At 65.3% G+C, this 15,284-nt stretch carries 17 protein-coding genes; 16 read left to right on the plus strand and 1 reads right to left on the minus strand.

Translation table 11 applies throughout. The features are described from left to right. The first annotated feature begins 5 nt into the window (after positions 1 to 5). The 14 genes from ACODRW_RS00885 to ACODRW_RS00950 all read left to right on the plus strand — a co-directional run bounded on the left by ACODRW_RS00885 (position 6) and on the right by ACODRW_RS00950 (position 12,062). Positions 6 to 266, plus strand: coding sequence for a hypothetical protein (locus ACODRW_RS00885; RefSeq protein WP_107800569.1), 261 nt, complete (start codon positions 6 to 8; stop codon positions 264 to 266). A 30-nt stretch (positions 267 to 296) separates the two neighbouring features. Further along, a complete protein-coding gene (gene gspG / locus ACODRW_RS00890) occupies positions 297 to 740 on the plus strand; it encodes a type II secretion system major pseudopilin GspG (protein WP_019100905.1) in 444 nt (147 codons plus the stop codon). 14 nt (positions 741 to 754) lie between these two features. Further along, entirely contained in the window at positions 755 to 1,231 is a 477-nt protein-coding gene (locus ACODRW_RS00895; protein WP_107800568.1) for a prepilin-type N-terminal cleavage/methylation domain-containing protein, read from the plus strand. After that, positions 1,228 to 1,608 (plus strand): type II secretion system minor pseudopilin GspI, encoded by a 381-nt coding sequence (gene gspI, locus ACODRW_RS00900; protein ID WP_107800567.1) that lies wholly within the window; start codon positions 1,228 to 1,230, stop codon positions 1,606 to 1,608. The genes ACODRW_RS00895 and gspI overlap by 4 nt, the downstream gene beginning before the upstream one ends. Continuing rightward, positions 1,608 to 2,180, plus strand: a complete 573-nt coding sequence (locus tag ACODRW_RS00905) for a type II secretion system protein GspJ (RefSeq protein ID WP_488904971.1) — start codon at positions 1,608 to 1,610, stop codon at positions 2,178 to 2,180. The genes gspI and ACODRW_RS00905 overlap by 1 nt, the downstream gene beginning before the upstream one ends. A gap of 29 nt (positions 2,181 to 2,209) precedes the next feature. Beyond that, complete coding sequence (gene gspK / locus ACODRW_RS00910) at positions 2,210 to 3,157, plus strand: type II secretion system minor pseudopilin GspK (protein WP_488904972.1); 948 nt, start codon at positions 2,210 to 2,212, stop codon at positions 3,155 to 3,157. Beyond that, a complete protein-coding gene (gspL, locus tag ACODRW_RS00915; protein WP_488904973.1) occupies positions 3,144 to 4,334 on the plus strand; it encodes a type II secretion system protein GspL in 1,191 nt (396 codons plus the stop codon). The genes gspK and gspL overlap by 14 nt, the downstream gene beginning before the upstream one ends. Position 4,335: 1 nt before the next feature. After that, positions 4,336 to 4,845, plus strand: coding sequence for a type II secretion system protein M (locus ACODRW_RS00920; protein ID WP_107800563.1), 510 nt, complete (start codon positions 4,336 to 4,338; stop codon positions 4,843 to 4,845). Then, complete coding sequence (locus tag ACODRW_RS00925) at positions 4,842 to 5,591, plus strand: type II secretion system protein N (RefSeq protein ID WP_107800562.1); 750 nt, start codon at positions 4,842 to 4,844, stop codon at positions 5,589 to 5,591. The genes ACODRW_RS00920 and ACODRW_RS00925 overlap by 4 nt, the downstream gene beginning before the upstream one ends. Before the next feature lie 269 nt (positions 5,592 to 5,860). Further along, the gene (gene carA / locus ACODRW_RS00930) at positions 5,861 to 6,988 is read left to right on the plus strand and encodes a glutamine-hydrolyzing carbamoyl-phosphate synthase small subunit (RefSeq protein ID WP_107800561.1); all 1,128 of its coding nucleotides are present in this window, start codon (positions 5,861 to 5,863) and stop codon (positions 6,986 to 6,988) included. 16 nt (positions 6,989 to 7,004) lie between these two features. After that, positions 7,005 to 7,655 (plus strand): leucine efflux protein LeuE, encoded by a 651-nt coding sequence (gene leuE, locus ACODRW_RS00935; RefSeq protein WP_107800560.1) that lies wholly within the window; start codon positions 7,005 to 7,007, stop codon positions 7,653 to 7,655. A gap of 91 nt (positions 7,656 to 7,746) precedes the next feature. Beyond that, positions 7,747 to 10,956 carry a carbamoyl-phosphate synthase large subunit gene (gene carB / locus ACODRW_RS00940; protein WP_488904974.1) on the plus strand — a complete coding sequence of 1,070 codons (3,210 nt, stop codon included), beginning with the start codon at positions 7,747 to 7,749 and terminating at the stop codon, positions 10,954 to 10,956. Between the two features lie 138 nt (positions 10,957 to 11,094). Further along, complete coding sequence (gene greA, locus ACODRW_RS00945; RefSeq protein ID WP_048414210.1) at positions 11,095 to 11,571, plus strand: transcription elongation factor GreA; 477 nt, start codon at positions 11,095 to 11,097, stop codon at positions 11,569 to 11,571. 62 nt (positions 11,572 to 11,633) lie between these two features. Then, complete coding sequence (locus ACODRW_RS00950; protein WP_043591328.1) at positions 11,634 to 12,062, plus strand: DUF4149 domain-containing protein; 429 nt, start codon at positions 11,634 to 11,636, stop codon at positions 12,060 to 12,062. A 96-nt stretch (positions 12,063 to 12,158) separates the two neighbouring features. Here the strand turns inward: ACODRW_RS00950 and yhbY are convergent, their stop codons facing one another. After that, on the minus strand, positions 12,159 to 12,479 hold the full coding sequence (gene yhbY / locus ACODRW_RS00955) for a ribosome assembly RNA-binding protein YhbY (protein WP_107800558.1): 321 nt from the start codon (positions 12,477 to 12,479) through the stop codon (positions 12,159 to 12,161). 134 nt (positions 12,480 to 12,613) lie between these two features. Between yhbY and rlmE the strand changes: the two genes are divergently transcribed. Both rlmE and ftsH read left to right on the plus strand, forming a co-directional pair. Beyond that, the gene (gene rlmE, locus ACODRW_RS00960) at positions 12,614 to 13,231 is read left to right on the plus strand and encodes a 23S rRNA (uridine(2552)-2'-O)-methyltransferase RlmE (protein WP_227104917.1); all 618 of its coding nucleotides are present in this window, start codon (positions 12,614 to 12,616) and stop codon (positions 13,229 to 13,231) included. An 83-nt stretch (positions 13,232 to 13,314) separates the two neighbouring features. Further along, on the plus strand, positions 13,315 to 15,225 hold the full coding sequence (gene ftsH, locus ACODRW_RS00965) for an ATP-dependent zinc metalloprotease FtsH (RefSeq protein WP_107800556.1): 1,911 nt from the start codon (positions 13,315 to 13,317) through the stop codon (positions 15,223 to 15,225). Positions 15,226 to 15,284: the final 59 nt, after the last annotated feature.

Consider the following 15,284-nt stretch of genomic DNA (forward strand, 5'->3'; position numbering starts at 1 on the left):
ACGGAATGTCTCACAAGGCAGTTTTACAGCAATGGGTGTTGGAAGCGCTGGCCGCGCACGGCGGCAAGGCGGACCGGCTGACGGTGGCCAAACACATCTGGCATGCGCGCGCTCGCGAGCTGGAAGGCACCGAGTTGTTCTACACCTGGCAATACGATATGAGCTGGGCGGCGAGCGAGTTGAGAAAGCTGGGCCAGCTCAAGCCGGCCAATGCCGGACCCGCCGGCGTCTGGGAGTTGTCCGGCGACGGCCCCTCCCTGTTTTGACCCTTTGAAACCTCGGTAGTAGGAGTAGATATGCGACACCTTTCCAAAGCGGCCCAGCGAGGCTTCACCCTGATCGAAATCATGGTGGTGATCGTGATTCTCGGCGTACTCGCGGCGTTGGTGGTGCCCAAGGTGATGAGCCGTCCGGACGAGGCGCGCGCCGTCGCCGCCAAGCAGGATCTGGGCGCTTTGAGCCAGGCCCTGAAACTGTATCGTCTGGATAACGGCCGCTACCCCAGCAGCGAGCAGGGCCTGCAGGCGCTGGTGCAGAAACCGACCTCGGCGCCGGAGCCGAAGAACTGGAAGCCGGGCGGCTACCTGGAGCGCCTGCCCAAGGACCCGTGGGGCAATCCCTACCAGTACGCCAACCCGGGCACGCACGGCGAGATCGACATCTGGAGCTTCGGCGCCGACGGCGAGCCGGGCGGCGAGGGCGTGGACGCCGACATCGGCAACTGGGACGCGGTTAAGTAAGACCGGAGTCGTTGATGGGCTCTTCCGTTCCGGCGCGCGGCTTCACCCTGATCGAGGTGATGGTGGTGATGCTGATCATCGGCGTGCTGGCCACCACGGTGACGCTCAGCATGCGGCCGGACACGCATCGCCAGGCCTCGGACGAGGCCTACCGCTTGGCGCGGGTGCTGGAGCAGGCGGCGGACGCCGCCGAAATGGGGGATCCGCTGGCCCTGATGTGGGACGCCAAGGGTTACGGCTTCCGGCGCCGCGGCGACAACGGCGAATGGGGCGGCGCCAACGACGAACTGCTGGCCGACCGGTTGTGGCCGGAGGGCGTGCACGGCGGCGCTTTGTTGCTGGACGGCCAGCCCTGGCCGGCGGGACGGCCGCTGCCCTTGTGGCAGGATGGGCGCGCCAACGCGCTGGCTTTGCAGATCAAGACTGAGACGCGCGGCCTGGCCGTGACCCTGTCGCCGTTGGGCCGCAGTCGGGTGGACGAAGGCTCATGAAGCGCGAGCGCGGCTTTACCTTGTTTGAAGTGCTGGTAGCGCTGGCCATCATCGCGGTGGCGCTGGGCGCGCTGTTGCGCGCCACCGGCCTGGCCGCCGACAACGGCGAAGGCATGAAGCGCCGAATGCAGGCCGCTTGGGAAGCGCAGAACATGATCGCGCTGATGCAGGCGCGCCGCGAATGGCCGGACGTGGGCGAACAGGCGGGAGAGCTGGACGACGACGGCGCGCGCTGGCGTTGGCAGCGCGTGATCAGCCAGACGCCCAACCCCAATTTCCGCAAGGTGGTGGTGCGCGTGCTGGCGCAGGGCGACGGCCGTTACGTGCTGGCCGAGATGACCGGCTATCTGCGGATGAACGCCGGAGGCGGTTCGTGATGCGCGGCCGGCAGGACGGCATGACCTTGATCGAGATCCTGGTGGCGATGAGCTTGCTCGCCATCTTGTCGGTGCTGGGCTACAAGGCTTTCGGCTCCTTGCTGATCTCGCGCGAGCGGCTGATGCAGACCAGCGAGCAATGGGTGGACGCCGCGCGCGCCTTCCGGCGGCTGGAAGGCGATCTGACCGGCCAGATGCCGGCGCCGACGCAAGGGCAGGGCCCCAGTCTGGGCGGCAGTCAGCTATTGCTGCAAAGCGACGGCGACGGCCAGACGCTGACCTTGCAGAGTTTTTCCGCCCGCTATCCCGGCGGCCAGGAGCGCATCAGCTACCATGCCGGCGCTCAGGGCCTCAGCTGGGCGGCGGGCGACGCCCAGGGCGTGGCGCCGACCGCCTACGTGCTCTTGGGCAAGGACGCCGCGGTGCGCTGGCGCGTGCTGCTGGACGACGGCAATTGGCTGGACAACTGGCCGCCGCGCGAGGCCAGCCCGGCGCACAGCCCGCGCGCGCTGGAAATGCGCATCCGCATGCCGGGCAATGAATGGGCGAAACGGATATGGGCGCTGCCATGAGGACGCCGGGAAGCCGGAAGCAGCGCGGCATGGCGGTGATCATGGCCTTGCTGATCGTGGCGCTGGCCACCACCGCCGCCTCGCTGGTGCTGTGGCAGCAAGGCCTGTGGTGGCACCAGCTCGACAACGACCGCAATCGCGCCCAGCTGCGCCTGGTGGCCGACGCCGGCCTGGGCTGGGCGATGGAAATCCTGCGCTTCAACAACGGCGCGGCCGGCAACGGCGTGGTGGCCCTGTCGCAGCTGTGGGCCCAGCCCTTGCCGCAGACCGAGGCCCAGGGCGTGACCGTGTCCGGCCGGCTGAGCGATCTGCAAGGGCGCTTCAATCTGAATTCGCTGGTGCAGAACGGTCAGACCAATGCGCGCCAGCTGGTGTTCTACAAGCGGCTATTGGCCACGCTGGGCCTGCCCACGCGCTTGTCCGAACCGCTGGTCAAGCAACTGCGCGGCGGCAAGGATCCGGAGGACGCCAGCCAGCCGGCGGGAGAGGGCCGGCCGCCGGAGCCGGGCGCGGCCCTGCCCGGCTACCCCTTGCTGCGGGTGGAGATGCTGCGCTGGCTGCCGGGCTACACCCCGGAGGTCTTGGACAAGCTGCTGCCGCATGTGGCCGCCTTGCCGGCCGACGTCAGCCAGATCAACATCAACACCGCCACGCCGGCGGTGATGAAGACGCTGCTGCCGGGCGTGGGCGAAGGCAATCTGCTGGTGCTGCTCAATCAGCGCAAGGTCAATTACTACAAGGACGCCAACGATTTCAAGGCGCGGCTGCCGGCGCCGGGCATCATCGCCGACACCGATATCGCGGCGGCGTCCAATTACTTCATGCTGGACAGCTCGGCCCGGCTGGAGCGGGCGCGGCTGGAAATGCGGGCGCTGATCTACAGCAATATGAACGTGGTGAAGACGCTGTGGCGGCAAGACGGCGCGGGACGTCCTCCGCCGGCCAGGGGAAACGGAAACCAGAATGACAACGCTTAGACTGTATCTGCGGGCCGGTTGGCCCGATAGCGAACCGGGGCTGCCCTGGGCCCTATTGGGCGCGCGCGGCGAACCCAGCGCTCAGGGCGACAGCGCGCCGGCCGGCTGGCCGCGCGCCGATCGCTGCGAATTGATCCTGCCCGCCGGCCGCACCCTGTTCACCCAGGCGCGGCTGCCGGCCTCGGTCAAACAGCCGACGGCGGCGATGATGGGTTTCGCCCTGGAAGAAGGCTTGATCAACGATCCCTCCGCCAATCTTTACGCCATCGGCGGGGAGTTGCCGGACGGCAGCCGGGCGGTGGCGGTGACCGAGGCTTTTCCGGTGCGCCGCGCCGTGGCCATGCTCAAGAGCGCCGGGCGGCTGTGCGACCGCATCCTGCCGGAGGAAAGCCTGTTGCCGCCGCCGGCGCGCGACGGCTGGAGCGTGGCGCGCGGCGGCGAGGGCTGGCTGCTGCGCTTGAGCGCCACGCGCGCGGCCTGGCTGCCCTACTGCGGCGAAACGACGGAACAACTGCTGTTCGCGCGGCTGGCGGCGCAGCTGCCGCCGGCCAGCCTGACCGTGTGCGGCGCCGAAGCGGCCGGCCTGATCGGCTCGCGCCTGCCGGCGTGGCAAGGCGAGCCCAAGCAATTGGCCGCTCATGATTGGCGGCAGGGCCAGGCGCAACAGGCTTTCGACTTCGCCAACGGCGAACTGGCGGCCAATCGGCGCTGGCGCGACTGGGGGCCGGCGCTGCGGCGGACCGGCTTGGTGTTGGTTGGCTTGCTGGCGGCGCAGCTGGCGCTGACCCTGGGCCAGGCCGCTTGGTACGCCTGGCAGAAACAAAGCCTGTCGGCGGACATCCGCGCCGCGGCCAAGCCCTGGATCGGCGGTCAGGCGATGCCGGGCAGCAGCGCGCTGGCGATGACGCGCGCGGTGGACAAGCTGCGATTGAGTCACGGCCAGCCGGCGCGCGACGACGCCTTGGAACTGATGGGCGCGCTGGCCGCGCTCAGCGGCCGCGATCTGCAGACCCGCTCCCTCAGCTACGACGGCGGCCGGCTCAAGCTGCAAGTGGCGGACGTGCCGGCGGAAACCCTGCAACGCTGGCGCGGGCAACTGGCGGCCAAGCAGATCCGCCTGGACGTGACCGCCACCCAGCAGGGGACCAAAGAACTCAGCCTGTCCCGGGAGCCGTGAAATGAAGCAATACCGTGAACAATTCGCCGCCTACTGGCGGCAGCGCAGCCGTCGCGAACAAGGGCTGCTGCTGGCGATGGCCGCGGTGCTCGGCGTCGGCGTGCTCTACGCCGGGGTCTGGGAGCCGGCGGGCAAATCGGTGGAGCGCAATCGCGCCGCCGCGTCCCGGCTGCAAGCCGAGCTGAGCTATGTGCAGTCTCTGGCGCGGGAGGCCGAGCAACTGAAGCGCCAGCCGGCGCAGGCGGCGCTGCCGGCCAAGGAACTCTTGCCGGTGATCCGTCAGGTGGCGCAGAGCCAAGGCTTGTCCGAGGCCGGCTGGCAGCTGAGCCCGGAGGGCGAGTCCGGCGTGGCGATGGAGGGGACGATGGCGTTCGACGCCTGGGTCAAGCTGGCCGGCGTGCTGGCGGCTCAGCATCAGGTACGCGTGCTCAGCGTGAGGGCGGAGGCGCAGCCGATGCCGGGCCAAGTGCATATCAAGGCGTTGCTGGCGCACGCCGGAGGCGGCGCATGAAACGTAAAATGCTGATTGGCGCGCTATTGGGCGCGCTGTTTCTGGCTGGCCTGATCGCCGCCTTGCCGGCGAGTTTGCTGTCGCTGCCCTTGTTGCGCGCCACCGGCGAGCGCTGGCAGTTCAGCGGCGCGCAAGGCACGGTGTGGCAGGGCAAGACGCAGCTGGTCTATGTCGGCGATAAGGGCGAGGTGTTGCCGATGAGCCGGATAGGCTGGCGCTTTCAGCCCAAGGCCTTGTTGTCGGGGAGGGCGATCTGGCTGCTGGAGAGCGACGGTCAGGACGGCAAGCTGGAGTGGAGCTGGGGCGGCGTGGAAGTGAACGGCGTCAACCTGACGGTGCCGGTGGCGGCTTTGGCGAATCTGTCCAAGACCTGGCAGGCGGCGCGCTTGGGCGGCGATCTGCAGCTCAAGGTCGGCCAGTTCAGCCGCAAGGGCGGGCAACTGGCCGGCAATCTGCAGCTCAGCTGGCTGGGCGCGGCCTCGCCCTTGAGCCCGTTGTCGCCGTTCGGCTCCTACCAAATGGACGTCAACGGCGCCGGCGCGGGCGTGGCCTTGAACGTGGCGACGCTGGACGGCCCCTTGAATCTGAGCGGCCAGGGGCAGTGGCAGCCGGGGGCGGCGTTCTCGCTGGCCGGCAGCGCCGACAGCCCGCCGGAAAAATACGACGCCTTGAAACCGTTGATGCTGATGCTGGGCAAACCGAGCGGACCGACCAGCGTGCAATGGCAGATTCGTCCAGGGGCTTGATGACGGTTCATTTGTCATGTTATCGAATTTTCTTGTGATTTTTCCGGTACAGCGTTACTATAGAAAGGTTTAACCAAACGGGACTGATGCGCCAGGCATCGAGTCCCGTTCTTCACATAAAGCAATTCGAAAACTTAGGGTAGGGACAGATCCCATCTGTCGCGGCGGAGGCCTTGCGCGAGCGAGGCGGCCGGGCCGGCGGAGGGGGTCAACAAAAACCGGCGCAGCCGGTTTTTCCTTACCCGCCGCAAACGCAATAGGAGCAGCTTGTGTCAACCGTACCCGCAATCCTTGTCTTGGCCGATGGCACCGTGTTCAAGGGCAGTGCTATCGGGGCCGCCGGACATACGGTGGGCGAGGTGGTTTTCAATACCGCCATCACCGGCTATCAGGAGATTTTGACCGACCCCTCCTATACCAAACAGATCGTCACCCTGACTTATCCCCATATCGGCAACGTCGGCGCGAATTCGGAAGACACCGAATCTCGCGCCGTTTTTGCATCCGGCCTGATCATTCGCGATCTGCCGCTGCTGCACAGCAACTTCCGCGCCGAAGACTCCTTGTCCGCTTATCTGAAGCGGCACAATGTCGTCGCCATCGCCGACATCGACACCCGCCGTCTGACTCGCATCCTGCGCGAGAAGGGCGCTCAGGCCGGCTGCGTGATGGCCGGGGACGTCGATGAGGCGCGCGCGCTGGAACTGGCGCGCGGCTTCGGCTCCATGGCAGGGCAGGATCTGGCCCAGGTGGTCAGCTGCGACAAGCCTTACGCCTGGACCGAGCGCGAGTGGAAATTGGGCGCCGGCTATCAGGTGCAGGCATCCACCCGTTTCCATGTGGTCGCCTACGACTTCGGCGTCAAGCACAACATCCTGCGCATGCTGGCCGAGCGCGGCTGCCAGCTGACCGTGGTGCCGGCCAAGACCCCGGCCGCCGACGTGCTGGCGCTGAATCCGCACGGCGTCTTCCTGTCCAACGGCCCCGGCGATCCGGAGCCCTGCGATTACGCGATCGCGGCCATCCGCGACATCCTGGACGCCAAGCTGCCGGTGTTCGGCATCTGCCTCGGCCATCAACTGCTGGGCCTGGCCAGCGGCGGCAAGACGTCCAAGATGAAGTTCGGCCACCACGGCGCCAACCACCCGGTGCAGGACCTGGACAGCGGCCGGGTGATGATCACCAGCCAGAACCACGGTTTCCAAGTGGACGAAACCAGCTTGCCGGCCAATGTGCGCGTCACCCATCGTTCGTTGTTCGACGGCACGGTGCAGGGCATCGCGCTGACCGACCGTCCGGCCTTCTCCTTCCAAGGCCATCCGGAAGCCAGTCCGGGCCCGGAAGACGTCGCCTATCTGTTCGATCGCTTCATCGCCTCGATGGCGGAACGCGTTTAAGCCGGGGAGCGGGAACATGCTGGGGATTACCGATCTCACCACCTATCTGCTGGGCGCCGTGCTCATCGTATTGCTGCCGGGGCCCAACTCCATGTATGTGCTGTCGGTGGCGGCGCAGCGCGGCACCCGCGCCGGCTTTGCCGGCGCCGGCGGCATCATCATCGGGGACTTCATCCTGATGACGCTGGCGGCCACCGGCGCGGCCGGCCTGCTGAAGGCCAATCCGGCGCTGTTCGCCGTGGTCAAGTACCTGGGCGGCGGCTACCTGGCCTGGCTGGGCTTCAATATGCTGCGCGGCGCGTTGACGGCCTGGCGCCGCGCCGCCCGCGGCGAAGCCGCCGAGGCCAAGTCGGTGTTGGTGGGCGAGGAAAATCCCTTCGTCAAAGCCTTGCTGATCAGCCTGATGAATCCGAAGGCCATCCTGTTTTTCGTGTCCTTCTTCGTCCAGTTCGTCGATCCCGCCTACCCGCATCCGGCGCTGACCTTCGTCGCGCTGGGGCTGATCGTGGAAGTGTGCAGCACGCTGTATCTGACCGCGCTGATCGTCGCCGGCCACCGGCTGGCCCAGGCTTTCCGCCGCCGGCGCAAGCTGAGCGCGGCGCTGGGCGGCTCGGTGGGCGCGCTGTTCGTCGGCTTCGGCGCCAAACTGGCCGCGGCCAGCCTGTAAGGCAGAGATTTAATATTCGCCGCGAAGCGGCCGGGCGTCTCAGGCGTCCGGGCTTCGCGGCACACAAAATGCAATCATAAAGAGTAGAACCATGCCAAAGCGTAGCGACCTCAAAAGCATTCTGATCATCGGAGCCGGCCCCATCGTCATCGGCCAGGCCTGCGAATTCGACTACTCCGGCGCGCAAGCGTGCAAGGCCCTGCGCGAAGAGGGCTACAAAGTCATTCTGGTGAACTCCAACCCGGCCACCATCATGACCGACCCGGACATGGCCGATGTCACCTACATCGAACCCATCACCTGGAAGGTGGTGGAAAAAATCATCGCCAAGGAGCGTCCGGACGCCATCCTGCCGACCATGGGCGGGCAGACCGCGCTCAACTGCGCGCTGGACCTGGCCAAGAACGGGGTGCTGGAAAAATACAAGGTGGAGCTGATCGGCGCCACCGAGGACGCCATCGACAAGGCCGAAGACCGCGGCCGCTTCAAGGAGGCCATGGCCAAGATCGGCCTGTCCTGCCCGCTGTCCTTTGTTTGCCACACCCTGGCGGCGGCGCTGGAAGCGCAGTCCAAGGTGGGCTTCCCGACGCTGATCCGCCCGTCCTTCACCATGGGCGGCTCCGGCGGCGGCATCGCCTACAACCGCGAAGAATTCCTGGCCATCTGCGAGCGCGGCTTCGAAGCCTCGCCCACCCATGAGCTGCTGATCGAACAATCGGTGCTGGGCTGGAAAGAGTACGAGATGGAGGTGGTGCGCGACAAGAACGACAACTGCATCATCATCTGCTCCATCGAAAACTTCGATCCGATGGGCGTGCACACCGGGGACTCCATCACCGTGGCGCCGGCGCAGACGCTGACCGACAAGGAATACCAGATCATGCGCAACGCCAGCCTGGCGGTGCTGCGCGAGATCGGCGTGGACACCGGCGGCTCCAATGTGCAGTTCGCCACCAATCCGGCCACCGGCGAGATGATCGTCATCGAAATGAACCCGCGCGTGTCGCGTTCCTCGGCGCTGGCGTCCAAGGCCACCGGTTTCCCCATCGCCAAGATCGCCGCCAAACTGGCGGTGGGCTTCACGCTGGACGAACTGAAGAACGACATCACCGGCGGCGCCACCCCGGCCTCCTTCGAGCCGTCCATCGACTACGTGGTCACCAAGATTCCGCGTTTCGCCTTTGAGAAATTCCCACAGGCCGACGACCGCCTGACCACCCAGATGAAGTCGGTGGGCGAGGTGATGGCGATGGGTCGCACCTTGCAGGAATCGATGCAGAAAGCGTTGCGCGGCCTGGAAACCGGCCTGGCCGGCTTCGACCCGGTGACCAGCGACGAAGCGGCGATCCGCCACGAACTGGGCACGCCGGGACCGGAACGCATCTTGTACGTGGCCGACGCCTTCCGCATCGGCATGAGCCGCGACGATATCCACGCGGTCAGCAAGATCGATCCCTGGTTCCTGGCCCAGATCGAAGACCTGATCGGCGAAGAACAAGCGCTGGCCGGCCGCAAGGTGGAAGAACTGGACTACGCCGAATTGCGCCGCCTGAAGCGCAAGGGTTTCTCCGACCGCCGTCTGGGCGAGCTGCTGGGCTCGGATCAGGCTGCGGTGCGCGCCAAGCGCTGGAGCTTGAGCCTGCACCCGGTGTACAAGCGCGTGGACACCTGCGCCGCCGAGTTCGCCACCAATACCGCCTATATGTACTCGACCTATGAGGAAGAGTGCGAATCCAATCCGTCCGACCGCAAGAAGGTGATGGTGCTGGGCGGCGGGCCCAACCGTATCGGCCAGGGCATCGAGTTCGACTACTGCTGCGTGCACGCGGCGCTGGCGCTGCGCGAATCCGGTTTCGAGACCATCATGGTCAACTGCAACCCGGAAACCGTGTCCACCGACTACGACACCTCGGACCGCCTGTATTTCGAGCCGCTGACGCTGGAAGACGTGCTGGAAATCTGCCGCATCGAAAAACCGTTCGGCGTCATCGTCCAGTACGGCGGCCAGACTCCGTTGAAACTGGCGCGCGCGCTGGAAGCCAACGGCGTGCCCATCATCGGCACCACGCCGGACATGATAGACGCCGCCGAGGACCGCGAGCGCTTCCAGAAGCTGCTGAACGAGCTGGGCCTGAAGCAGCCGCCCAACCGCACCGCGCGCGCGCCGGCCGAAGCGATGAAGCTGGCCGAGGAAATCGGCTACCCGCTGGTGGTGCGCCCGTCCTACGTGCTGGGCGGCCGCGCGATGGAAATCGTCCACGAGCCGGCCGACCTGGAGCGCTATATGCGCGAGGCGGTGAAGGTGTCCAACGACAGCCCGGTGCTGTTGGACCGCTTCCTCAACGACGCCATCGAAGTCGACGTGGACTGCGTGTCCGACGGCGAGAACGTGGTGATCGGCGGCATCATGCAGCACGTGGAGCAGGCCGGCGTTCACTCCGGCGACTCCGCCTGCTCGCTGCCGCCGTACAGCCTGTTCCCGGCGGTGCAGGATGAAATCCGCCGCCAGACCGTGGCCATGGCCCGCGCGCTGAACGTGATCGGCCTGATGAACGTGCAGTTCGCCATCCAGGGCGACACCATCTACGTGCTGGAAGTGAATCCGCGCGCCAGCCGCACCGTGCCCTTCGTCTCCAAAGTGACTTCCGCGCCGCTGGCCAAGATCGCCGCGCGGGCGATGGCCGGCATCAGCCTCAACGAGCAGGGCTTCACCAAGGAAGTGATTCCGCCGTTCTACGCGGTGAAGGAAGCGGTCTTCCCCTTCATCAAGTTCCCCGGCGTGGACACCATCCTGGGGCCGGAAATGAAGTCCACCGGCGAGGTGATGGGCGTGGGCAAGACCTTCGCCGAAGCCTACGTCAAGGGCCAGCTGGGCGCCGGCGACCGCCTGCCCAAGACCGGCAAGGTCTTCCTGTCCGTCCGCGACAGCGACAAGAACGGCGCGGTGGAAGTGGCGCGCGAACTGCAGCGCCTGGGCTTCGGCGTCTGCGCGACGCGCGGCACCGCCAAGCATCTGTCCGCCGCCGGCATCGTGGTGCAGGTGGTCAACAAGGTCAATGAAGGCCGCCCGCACATCGTCGACATGATCAAGAACTCGGAAATCGATCTGCTGATCAATACCGTGGACGAGAAGCGCCAGGCGATTCAGGACAGCCACTCCATCCGCCGTTCGGCGCTGCAGGCGCGGATTCCGCAATACACCACCCTGGCCGGCGCCAAGGCGGTGTGCGTGGGCATGGCCCACGCCGAGGAGTTCGATGTCTACAGCGTGCAGGAACTGCACAGCCAGATTCAGGGCTGAGTCCTGACGCGGGGGCTTGGAAGCGGGAGGGGTTTGCCGTTACAATCCCTCCCATAACCCGCTACTTCAAGCCGCCGTCCAGTACGGCGGCTTGTGCTTTTGATGAAGGCGGATGCCGCCTCTGGAGAGAATTCTGAAATGATCAAAGTCCCGTTGACCGTGCGCGGTGCAGAGCTGCTGAAAGAAGAGCTGCAGCGCCTCAAGAGCGTGGAACGTCCGGCCGTGATCGAGGCGATTGCCGAGGCTCGCTCGCATGGCGACCTGTCCGAGAACGCCGAATACGACGCCGCCAAGGAGCGTCAGGGCTTTGTCGAAGGCCGTATCGCCGAACTGGAAGGCAAGATTTCCAACGCGCTGATCGTGAACCCGGCCGAGTTGGACGCCGACGGCCGCGTGGTGTTCGGCGCCACCGTCGAGCTGATGGATCTGGAGAGCGAGGAAAACGTCACCTACCAGATCGTCGGCGACGACGAGGCCGACATCAAGGTGTGCAAGGTGTCGGTGAACTCCCCGATCGCGCGCGCGCTGATCGGCAAGGAAGCCGGCGACGTGGCCGAAGTGGTGGCCCCGGGCGGTATTCGCGAATACGAAGTGCTCGACGTCAAATACATCTGAATCCCGCCGGCGCGCGGGCTTGGCGGTCCGCGCGCGGCGCGGCGCGGGAGAGGGGCTGAGACATGGATGGGTTGCGTTCCATTGCCAAGACGTTCTGGATTGGCGGCTTGTGGGTGATAGGCATCATCGTGGCGCCGGTGCTGTTCGCCATGCTGGATCGGGTCACCGCCGGCATGGTGGCGGGCAAGCTGTTCGCCAGCATCGCCTGGGTGGGGCTGGTGTGCGGGGCTATCCTGCTGGTCGACCATATCCGCCGCAACGGCGCGGCCGGGGTCAAGGAAAGCGGTTTCTGGCTGGTGATGGGCATGCTGGCCTGCACGCTGATCAATCACTTCGCCGTCACCCCCATCATCGCCAATCTCAAGGCGCAGATGAATCATGCGGCCGAAGGCCTGTTCGGCGGCGGCTTCGCCACCTGGCACGCGATTTCCAGCCTGATCTATCTGGTGCAGAGCCTGATGGGCTTGGTCTACGTCTGGCGCAACGATTAAGCGACTGTTCGCCGTAGCGCTCCCTTGGGAGCGGACAAAACAAAAGCGGTGGCATGCCACCGCTTTTCTACGAAGCGCGATCGCCGCTAACGGCGTTCAGCCCTTCAGCGCCTGCTTGTTCTTGGGCAGAACGATGCGCTCTTTATCGCTGGGGCGCCACAGCACCAGCAGCTTGCCGATGTGCTGGACCGGGGCGGCGCCCAGGTCTTCGCAGATCTGCTCGAACATGGCGACGCGCGCTTCGCGGTCGTCGCCCAGCACGCGAACCTTGATCAGTTCGTGGGCGTCCAGATTGATGGCGACTTCGCGGATCACCGCTTCGGTCAGGCCGTTGTTGCCTATCATCACCACCGGGTTGAGGCCGTGCGCCAGTCCCTGCAGATACTTGCGCTGGAACGGCTTGAGTTCAATTTTCATGAGAAATACGGATTTACAAAGCAAAAGCCGATTCTACTCGAGTTGGGCGCTTTCCCAAAGTCCGGACCTAAAATAAATGAAAAACAACAGGATAGCGCGGCTGGCCTGTTGCCCACCTTTGAGAGCATAGCGCAATGGCTAGAAGCAAGAGCAGCAATGGCTGGCTGCAGGAACACGTCAACGATCCCTACGTCAACCAGGCGCAGAAAGACGGTTACCGCGCGCGGGCCGCTTACAAGCTGCTGGAAATCAACGACAAGGACAAGCTGATCCGCCCCGGCACGGTGCTGGCCGATCTGGGCTCCACGCCCGGCAGCTGGTCGCAGGTGGCGGCGCGCATCGTCGGCGACGGCGGCAAGGTGTTCGCGCTCGACATCCTGGACATGGACCCGGTGCCCGGCGTCGACTTCATCCAGGGCGACTTCCGCGAGGAAGAGGTGCTGGCGCAATTCGTGCAATTGCTCGGCGGCCGCGAATTGGACCTTGTAATTTCCGATATGGCGCCCAATATGTCAGGCATGAGCGCCATCGACCAGGCCAGGAGTTTCCTGCTGTGCGAGCTGGCGCTGGAATTTGCGCGAGATCATTTGAAACCTGGCGGCCATTTTCTCGTCAAAGTGTTCCAGGGCAGCGATTTCCAAGCCTATCTCAAGTCCATGCGCGAGCTGTTCGACGAGGTAGTCACCCGCAAGCCGAAAGCGTCGCGCGACCGTTCCAGCGAAATTTACCTGCTGGGCAAAGGCCGACGCTGACATAAAGTGGCTCGCGGCGTACAATCAAAGCAAATATCTAGACAAGCAACCAAAAAGTCAGGGCACAGAGGAGTCCGCTACTCGTGAACAATATCGGCAAAAACATCGCGATATGGGTCATCATCGGTTTGGTACTGATGACGGTATTCAATCAGTTCAACAAGCGTCAGGATACCCAGAATCAGCTTGAGTATTCGCAGTTCATCAGCGATGTCGAATCCGGCAAGGTCCAGTCCCTGACCATAGAAGGCCACCCGCTGCGCGGGCAATGGCTGAAAGGCAAGCTGACCGACGGCTCCGCGTTCAGCACCTACGCGCCTTACGACCCGCAGCTGGTCGACGACCTGATCAAAAACAACGTCCGCTTCTCCGCCAAGCCGGAAGAAGAGCCGTCCATGCTGATGAATATTTTCATCAGCTGGTTCCCGATGCTGTTGCTGATCGGCGTCTGGGTGTTCTTCATGCGCCAGATGCAGGGCGGCGGCAAGGGCGGCGCGTTCTCCTTCGGCAAGAGCAAGGCCAGAATGCTGGACCAGGACGCCAACACCGTCACCTTCGCCGACGTCGCAGGTTGCGACGAGGCCAAGGAGGAGGTGAAGGAGATCGTCGATTACCTGCGCGATCCTTCCCGCTACCAGAGCCTGGGCGGCCGCATTCCGCGCGGCATCTTGCTGGCCGGCTCGCCCGGCACCGGCAAGACCTTGCTGGCCAAGGCCATCGCCGGCGAAGCCAAGGTGCCGTTCTTCAGCATCTCCGGTTCCGACTTCGTTGAAATGTTCGTCGGCGTGGGCGCGGCCCGCGTGCGCGACATGTTCGAGCAGGCCAAGAAGAACTCGCCGTGCATCATCTTCATCGACGAGATCGACGCGGTCGGCCGTCAGCGCGGCGCCGGACTCGGCGGCGGCAACGACGAACGCGAGCAGACCTTGAACCAACTGCTGGTGGAGATGGACGGTTTCGACACCAATTCCACCGTGATCGTGATCGCCGCGACCAACCGTCCGGACGTGCTGGACCCGGCGCTGCAGCGTCCGGGCCGTTTCGACCGCCAGGTGGTGGTGCCGCTGCCGGACATCCGCGGCCGCGAACAGATCCTGGGCGTGCACATGCGCAAGGTGCCGATCGCCGCCGACGTCAACGCCGAGGTGATCGCGCGCGGCACGCCGGGCTTCTCCGGCGCCGACCTCGCCAACCTGATCAACGAAGCCGCCCTGTTCGCCGCGCGCCGCAACAAGCGCCTGGTGGACATGGAGGATCTGGAGTCAGCCAAGGACAAGATCATGATGGGCGCCGAGCGCCGCAGCATGGTGATGACCGACGAGGAAAAGCGCAACACCGCTTATCACGAGTCCGGCCATGCCGTCGTCGCCAAGCTGCTGCCCAAGGCGGACCCGGTGCACAAGGTCACCATCATCCCGCGCGGCCGCGCGCTGGGCGTGACCATGCAGCTGCCGGAGCAGGACCGCTTCGCCTACGACCGCGGTTATCTGCTGGACCGCGTCGCCATTCTGTTCGGCGGCCGCATCGCGGAAGAGCTGTTCATGAACCAGATGACCACCGGCGCTTCCAACGACTTCGAGCGCGCCACGCAAATGGCGCGCGACATGGTGACCCGCTACGGCATGAGCGACAAGCTGGGTCCGATGGTTTACGGCGAGAACGAGGGCGAAGTCTTCCTCGGCCGTTCCATCACCACCCACAAGAATCTGTCCGAAGCCACCATGCAGCAGGTGGACGCTGAAATCCGCCGCATCATCGACGAGCAGTACGCGCTGGCGCGCCGTCTGTTGGAAGAGAACCGCGACAAGGTGGAGGCGATGACCGCCGCGCTGCTGGAATGGGAAACCATAGACGCCGATCAGATCAACGATCTGATGGACGGCAAGCCGCCGCGTCCGCCCAAGCCGGGCGCCGGTTTCGCGGCCAAGCCGCAGGAAGACAAACCGACTCCGCCGGCCGCCGAGCCGACCGCCGATCCGGCGCAGGAAGTCTGAGTCCTTAAGCGACGAAGCCGGGCAAGCCTAGACAGGCTTGCCCGGTTTTTTTGCGACAT

The organism is Chromobacterium sp. FG89 (assembly GCF_057808735.1).